Origin of the sequence: Mycobacterium sp. UM_Kg27 (genome assembly GCF_000972905.1) — a bacterium.
In the GTDB taxonomy this organism is placed as follows: Bacteria; Actinomycetota; Actinomycetes; order Mycobacteriales; family Mycobacteriaceae; genus Mycobacterium.
This window is the reverse complement of record NZ_JRMM01000193.1, coordinates 1-5911: the sequence shown is the minus strand read 5'-3', so window position 1 is coordinate 5911 and position 5911 is coordinate 1. Positions and strand designations below refer to the sequence as shown.

Below are 5911 nucleotides of genomic sequence, written 5' to 3'. Positions count from 1 at the left end.
GATGTGTATAAGAGACAGATCACCGGCTACGACCTGATCAACTCCATCGACCAGTTGCTGATCGACGGCTGGCGCGACCTGGCTACCGCACTGAACCTGGGCGATGTGCTGGGCCCGGACGCCCTGATGAGCGGGGCCGGGGTGCCCGGCGACGGGCTGCTGGATCTCATCGGAGCGGGCTTCAGCCTGTTCAACTTCTTCGGTGCTTAACGCGGCACCACTGAGCGAAAGCCAGGCCGGTTGTCATCGATTTGACAACACGCGTTTTCTCAATGAAGGTCAACACTGAAAGCCGCCTAATAGATTAATGTGATCTTGCCAGGTGGGCGTAATTGATCGCCGATGACATATTCGAACCGTTCTGGGAGGTCTGCGATGACGGCTAAGCGCGTGTATCCGCTGGGGGCGACGGTGCTGGCCGCGCTGTGTGCCGTCGTCCTCGGAATGGCGTCGCTGCTGAGTCCTGGGTTGGCAGCCCGGGTCGAGAAGATGATCGCCGATGTCGCGCTGCTGGCCGGCCAGGCATGGATCATGACCGGCACCGGTCAGGCCGACCCGACCATCGGCAACTACATGGATCTGGTGCGGATTTTCTACCTCCAACCGGTCACCCCGTGGTTCGACGGGCAGACGACGTACGGCGATTACGCGCTCAACGGCCTGACCACCCCCGAACAGTTCTGCCCGATCGTCTGCCAGTCGCTGCCCGTCCCGCAGTTGAACTTCGGCGACTCGCTGACCGAAGGCGTGGCCAACCTCGAGGCTGCGATCCGCCCACAGCTCGAAGCCGGTGACGAAGTCACGGTGTTCGGCTTCTCGCAGAGCTCGGTCGTAGCCACCCTGGCGATGCACAACCTGCTGGCCGACGCGCCCGGCGGCGACTACGACCCGTTGAACCTGCACTTCGTGCTGATCGGTGCCCCGAACAACCCCATCAGCGGCATGCTGACCCGGCTGTCCTTCCCGGACGGGTTCGACGGGAACATGCAGCACATTCCGTTCCTGAACATCCCGCTCGGCATCGAACCAACTCCGACCATCCCGTTCGCGACCGACGTCTACAGCACCGAATACGACGGCTGGGCCGTCTTCCCGCAGGACCCCACCAACCTGCTGGCCGTGATCAACGCGATCATGGGCATCGGGGCGGTGCACAACGCGTACTTCGATGAGAACCTCAGCAACGCCATCGACCTGGGCACGATCGGCAACACCAACTACTACATGCTGCCCACCGCCGAATTGCCGATCCTTGCGCCGCTCTACGGCCTCGGCGACATCGGCAGGTTCGCCGCTGACGCGCTGTCGCCGATCCTGAAGACGGTCATCGACTGGTCCTACGGCAACCCGGGTGCCCCGGACGCCGGGATCACCGTGAACGGCGTCGACCCGCTTGGCGCGGCGGGCGCCTGGGCGGTCACCGCGACGGGCCAGCTGTCCGAGGACACCGGCGCCGGGTTCCTGCTGAGAATGGACCCGCTGCAGATGCTCGCCGGCCTGCAGTACGCCGGCGTGCAGAGCCTGACCAACACCATCAACAACCTGCTGGACTTCGCCGGACTGGGCCCGCTGTCGGACTCGTTCGTCGACACTCTGCTGTCGGGCTACAACCTGACGCTCGGCCTGGACCAGGCGCTGCTCACCGGATGGCACGATCTGGCCACCCAGTGGGACGTCCTCGACGTGCTGGGGCCCGACGCCATCTTCAACGGCGCGCCGCTGATCTCGGCCCAGCCGCTGCTGGACCTGCTCGGGGTGGGCTTCAGCCTGGTCAACCTGCTCGACGCTTAAGCCGATGCAGCACCGGCGCTCGCTGGGGGCCGCCCTGCTCGTGGCGGCGTCGGTGCTCTCCTCGGCCTGCGGGCCGGCGGTGCTGAGCCTCGGCGCGGCAGATCGGCACGACGTTGCGCTGATGGGCAACGAGGGCTGGATCATGGGGCCGACCAGCATTCCCGACCCCACGGTCGGCGGCTACCTGGACGCCGTGTTGGACCTGTTCCTGCAGCCGGGGGCGCCGTGGTTTCCCGGGCAGCCGACCTTTCCCGGCTATCAGTTCGAAGGCCTGGTCACTCCGGAGCAGTTCTGCCCGCTGGTGTGCCTGCCGCCCCCGAATCCGTATCTGACGTTCGCCGAGTCGGTAGCCAGCGGTGTGCAGATCTTGCATGCCGCGATGGCGCCGCAGCTCGCCGACGGCTCAAGCGTCACGGTGTTCGGCTACTCGCAGAGCGCCACCATCTCCACCCAGGAGATGATCAACCTGCTCGCGGCAGCACCCGGCGAGGTCGGTGCCGGGTATGACCCGGCCAACCTGCACTTCGTCCTGATCGGCAACCCCAACAACCCGCTCGGCGGCGTCCTGACCCGCTTCCCCGCATATCCACTGCTGGGTGACCAGCCGGTGCACCTGCCGTTCCTGGGCATTCCGTTGAGCATCGGACCCACCCCGACCAGTGGGTTCGACACGGATATCTACACCGGCGAGTACGACGGCCTGGCCAACTTCCCGCAGGACCCGGCCAACCTGCTGGCCATGGTCAACGCGCTGATCGGCACGGCGACCGTGCATTTCTCCTACGTCGACCTCGACAACCTGGCCGACACCGTCGACCTCGGCCGGATCGGGGACACCGACTTCTACCTGATTCCCCAGCAGTTGCCGATCCTGTGGCCCCTCTACCAGCTCGGGGATTTCGGCAAAGTCATCGGGGACGCATTGGCGCCCATGCTGAAGCTGATCATCGACTGGGGCTACGGCAATCCGGGTAATCCGTTCGTCGGCGTCAATGGCACCGATGCCGTGGGGCCTTGGGCGGTGACCGCCGGCGGCCAGCTGGCGGACGGCTCCGATGTCGCCGGTTTCCTGCTTCGGATGGATCCGCTGCAGATGCTTGCCGGCCTGCAGTACGCCGCGGTGCACAGCTTCATCGACCCGGTCAATGCGCTGTTGGGTTTCGCCGGGCAGTCGCCGCTGCCGGATTCGTTAGTCGATGCGTTGTTGACCGGCTACCACCTCACCAACGCCGTGGACGCCCATCTGCTCGACGCATGGAACGAGCTGGCGGTGTCGTTGAACGTCGCTGATTGGCTGGGCCCCGACGCCGTGTTCAACGGCGAACCATTGATCTCGCTTGCGCCGATGCTCGAGATGGGCGCGGTGGTCTTCGAGATACTCAACTTCCTCGGCGCATGACCCGTAGGGTCGCGGGCGTGGATGTGTGCGTTGTCGACCACCCGCTGGCCGCAGCGTGGCTGACCGCGCTGCGCGACGAGCGCAGCGACAACGCAGCGTTCCGGTCGGCTCTGCGCGAGCTGACCTGGATGCTGGTCTACGAGGCAACCCGCGACGCGCTCTGCCAGGACATCGTCGTGCGCACCCCGCTGGCAGACACCCGCGGGGCGCGGCTGGCGCGGCCACCGCTGCTGGTGCCGGTGCTTCGCGCCGGACTGGGCATGGTCGAAGCCGCACAGGCCCTGATCCCCGAGGCCGACGTCGGTTTCGTCGGGGTGGCGCGCGACGAGGCCACCCATCAACCGGTGCCCTACCTGGCATCGCTGCCGGCGGATCTGAGCGCTACCCCGGTCATGGTCCTCGACCCGATGCTGGCCACCGGCGGCTCGCTGGTGCACACGCTGGGACTGCTGGTCGATCGCGGTGCTACCGACATCACGGTGCTGTGTGTGGTTGCGGCGCCGGAAGGCGTTGCGGCACTGACACGAGCGGCACCGGGCGTGCGGTTGTTCACCGCCACCGTTGACGACGGACTGAACGAGGAGGCGTATATCGTTCCGGGTCTGGGCGATGCCGGTGATCGTCAGTTCGGGCCGCGCTGAGATTCCCACCGTCACGCCCGTAACAGGCGGGCAAGTATGTGATTGTTGCCCGCCTTTGAGCGACAAGTGTTGGTGCGTTGGCGGAGTCAACCCTCTCGCAATCCGTTGTCGCTCAAAGGCGGCCAAACATCACACCCCCTCGAGCTGGTTGCAGGTGAGCCGGGTGTGGCGGCTGGTGACGAATGGAGTGAATGAGGCGCTACCAGGAGCGGGCCGCGAGGGCGACGGCCTCACACACCCGCTGCGCCTCCGCGCGATCCCCGGCAAGGTCATCCGACGGCGGCCGGGCGACCTCGAGATAGCACTTGAGTTTCGGTTCAGTGCCCGACGGTCGCACCACCACGCGTACCGAGCTGCCGTCGCTCTCGCCGGTGAACTCCAGCGCGTCGGTGACCGGTCCACTGCGGTGCAGCAGATCGGTTGAGGTGAGGGCGAGTCCAGCCAGCGTGGCCGGTGGATCAGCGCGTAGCCTGGCCATCACGGCGACCGCCTCGGCGGGACTGGTGACCCGGCGCGACACCGCATCGGTGACGTGCACACCGTGCCGTCGTGCCAGTTCGTCGAGCGCTTCGGGAACTGAGCTACCCCGCCCCGCCAGTGCCGCGACCAGATCGCAGACCAAGACCGCGGCGCTGATGCCGTCTTTGTCGCGCACAGCATCTGGGTCGACGCAGTAGCCGATCGCCTCCTCGTAGGCGTAGGCCAAGGTGACGCCGGGCGGGCCGTCTGGTGGCAGGTCGGCCCGTGCCAGCCACTTGAACCCGGTCAGCGTCTCCGCGTGGTGGGCGCCGTAGCGCTGTGCGATGCGCACCAGCATGCGCGACGACACCACGCTGCTGGCGACCAGCACACCGGCCGCCGGGCCCGCGGGCAGCCGCGACAGTAGGTAATCGCCCAACAACCAACCGGTTTCGTTGCCGGTCAGCATCCGCCAGCCGTCCGGGCCAGGGATGCCGACCGCGCATCGGTCAGCGTCGGGGTCCAGGGCGATCGCGATGTCGGCGTCGACCTCTTCGGCCAGTGCCAGCAGCGCGTCCGTGGCGCCGGGTTCTTCGGGGTTGGGGAAAGCCACGGTGGGAAAGTCTGGATCGGGGTCGAATTGGCTCTTCACCGGGTGAATATCGGCGAACCCCGCGGCACGTAAAGCCTCGACCGCGACCTTGCCACCCACGCCGTGCAGCGGCGTCAGCGCCACCCTTATCCGGCCGCCGTGCCGCCGCACCGCCGCGGCTCGCCCGATATAGCGCTCGATGAGTTCGTCTCCGGCCGGCGTAACAGGGCGGCGGGCGATCGTGTCAGCGGGGGGAGCGGCGGCCATCGCCGCCTCGATCTCGGTGTCGGTCGGCGACACGATCTGTAGGCCGCCGTCGAAGTACACCTTGTAGCCGTTGTCGGTAGCCGGGTTGTGTGAGGCGGTGATCTGGATTCCGGCCGCCGCGCCGGTGTGGCGTACCGCGAATGCCACCACCGGCGTCGGGCAGGGCTGGGGTAGCAGCACTACCGAGAATCCGGCGCCGGCAAGCACTTCGGCTGTCGCAGTAGTGAATTCCGCCGAGCCGTGCCGCGCGTCGCCGCCCACCACCACCGTCGAGCCCGTGCGTCGCTGCGCGCCGAGCACCTGCGCCACCGCCCAGCTGGCGCGCAGCACCACGGCGAGATTCATCGCGTCGGGTCCACCCCGTACCGGGCCACGCAGCCCGGCGGTGCCGAAGCGCAGCGGTGCCGCGAATCGGGTGGCCAACTCGCCTGGACTGCACGCGCGCAGTTCCGTAGCGGTCGCGGGGTCGGGGTCGTGGGCGATCCAGTCTTCGGGGGTCACCCGTTGATTGTGACAAGCGGTCGGTCGACAGGAGATAACTAATAAGCTGGCTAATTAATTGCTGCGCTCCCCTGGTTTGCCATCACTTGACAATGGGGGGGAACGGTGGCCGAATCAGCGCCCGTGCTGGCGAGAAGTTCAACCTCGGCATACCGGCGAGTTCTACTACGTCATCTGCGGTCAGTACCCGGCGTGGGGATACTTCGACCACCCGCCGCTGGTGCCGCTGATGGCCCGGGTGGCTGCCCTGGGCGGCTTGCT

The 5911-nt window shown here is 67.0% G+C and carries 5 protein-coding genes and 1 pseudogene; 5 read left to right on the top strand and 1 reads right to left on the bottom strand.

Annotated features, from left to right (window positions below; translation table 11 throughout):
• From LI94_RS23965 to upp, 4 genes and pseudogenes are all read left to right on the top strand, one after another.
• A pseudogene (locus LI94_RS23965) lies at positions 1-210 on the top strand (hypothetical protein); the annotation flags it as partial.
• 165 nt (positions 211-375) lie between these two features.
• Positions 376-1791, top strand: a complete 1416-nt coding sequence (locus LI94_RS19940; protein ID WP_239651281.1) for a PE-PPE domain-containing protein — start codon at positions 376-378, stop codon at positions 1789-1791.
• 4 nt (positions 1792-1795) lie between these two features.
• Complete coding sequence (locus LI94_RS19935; RefSeq protein WP_046302293.1) at positions 1796-3190, top strand: PE-PPE domain-containing protein; 1395 nt, start codon at positions 1796-1798, stop codon at positions 3188-3190.
• A gap of 17 nt (positions 3191-3207) precedes the next feature.
• Entirely contained in the window at positions 3208-3831 is a 624-nt protein-coding gene (gene upp, locus LI94_RS19930) for a uracil phosphoribosyltransferase (RefSeq protein ID WP_046302292.1), read from the top strand.
• Positions 3832-4030: 199 nt separating this feature from the next.
• Here the strand turns inward: upp and LI94_RS19925 are convergent, their stop codons facing one another.
• Positions 4031-5650 carry a phospho-sugar mutase gene (locus LI94_RS19925; protein ID WP_046302291.1) on the bottom strand — a complete coding sequence of 540 codons (1620 nt, stop codon included), beginning with the start codon at positions 5648-5650 and terminating at the stop codon, positions 4031-4033.
• Between the two features lie 76 nt (positions 5651-5726).
• Between LI94_RS19925 and LI94_RS24290 the strand changes: the two genes are divergently transcribed.
• On the top strand, positions 5727-5911 hold a 185-nt coding region (locus LI94_RS24290; RefSeq protein ID WP_152664885.1), incomplete at its 3' end, for a hypothetical protein.

Coding starts and splice junctions, on each gene's coding strand:
- LI94_RS19940 (WP_239651281.1), top strand. CDS start 376: ATGACGGCTAAGCGCGTGTATCCGCTGGGGGCGACGGTGCTGGCCGCG.
- LI94_RS19935 (WP_046302293.1), top strand. CDS start 1,796: ATGCAGCACCGGCGCTCGCTGGGGGCCGCCCTGCTCGTGGCGGCGTCG.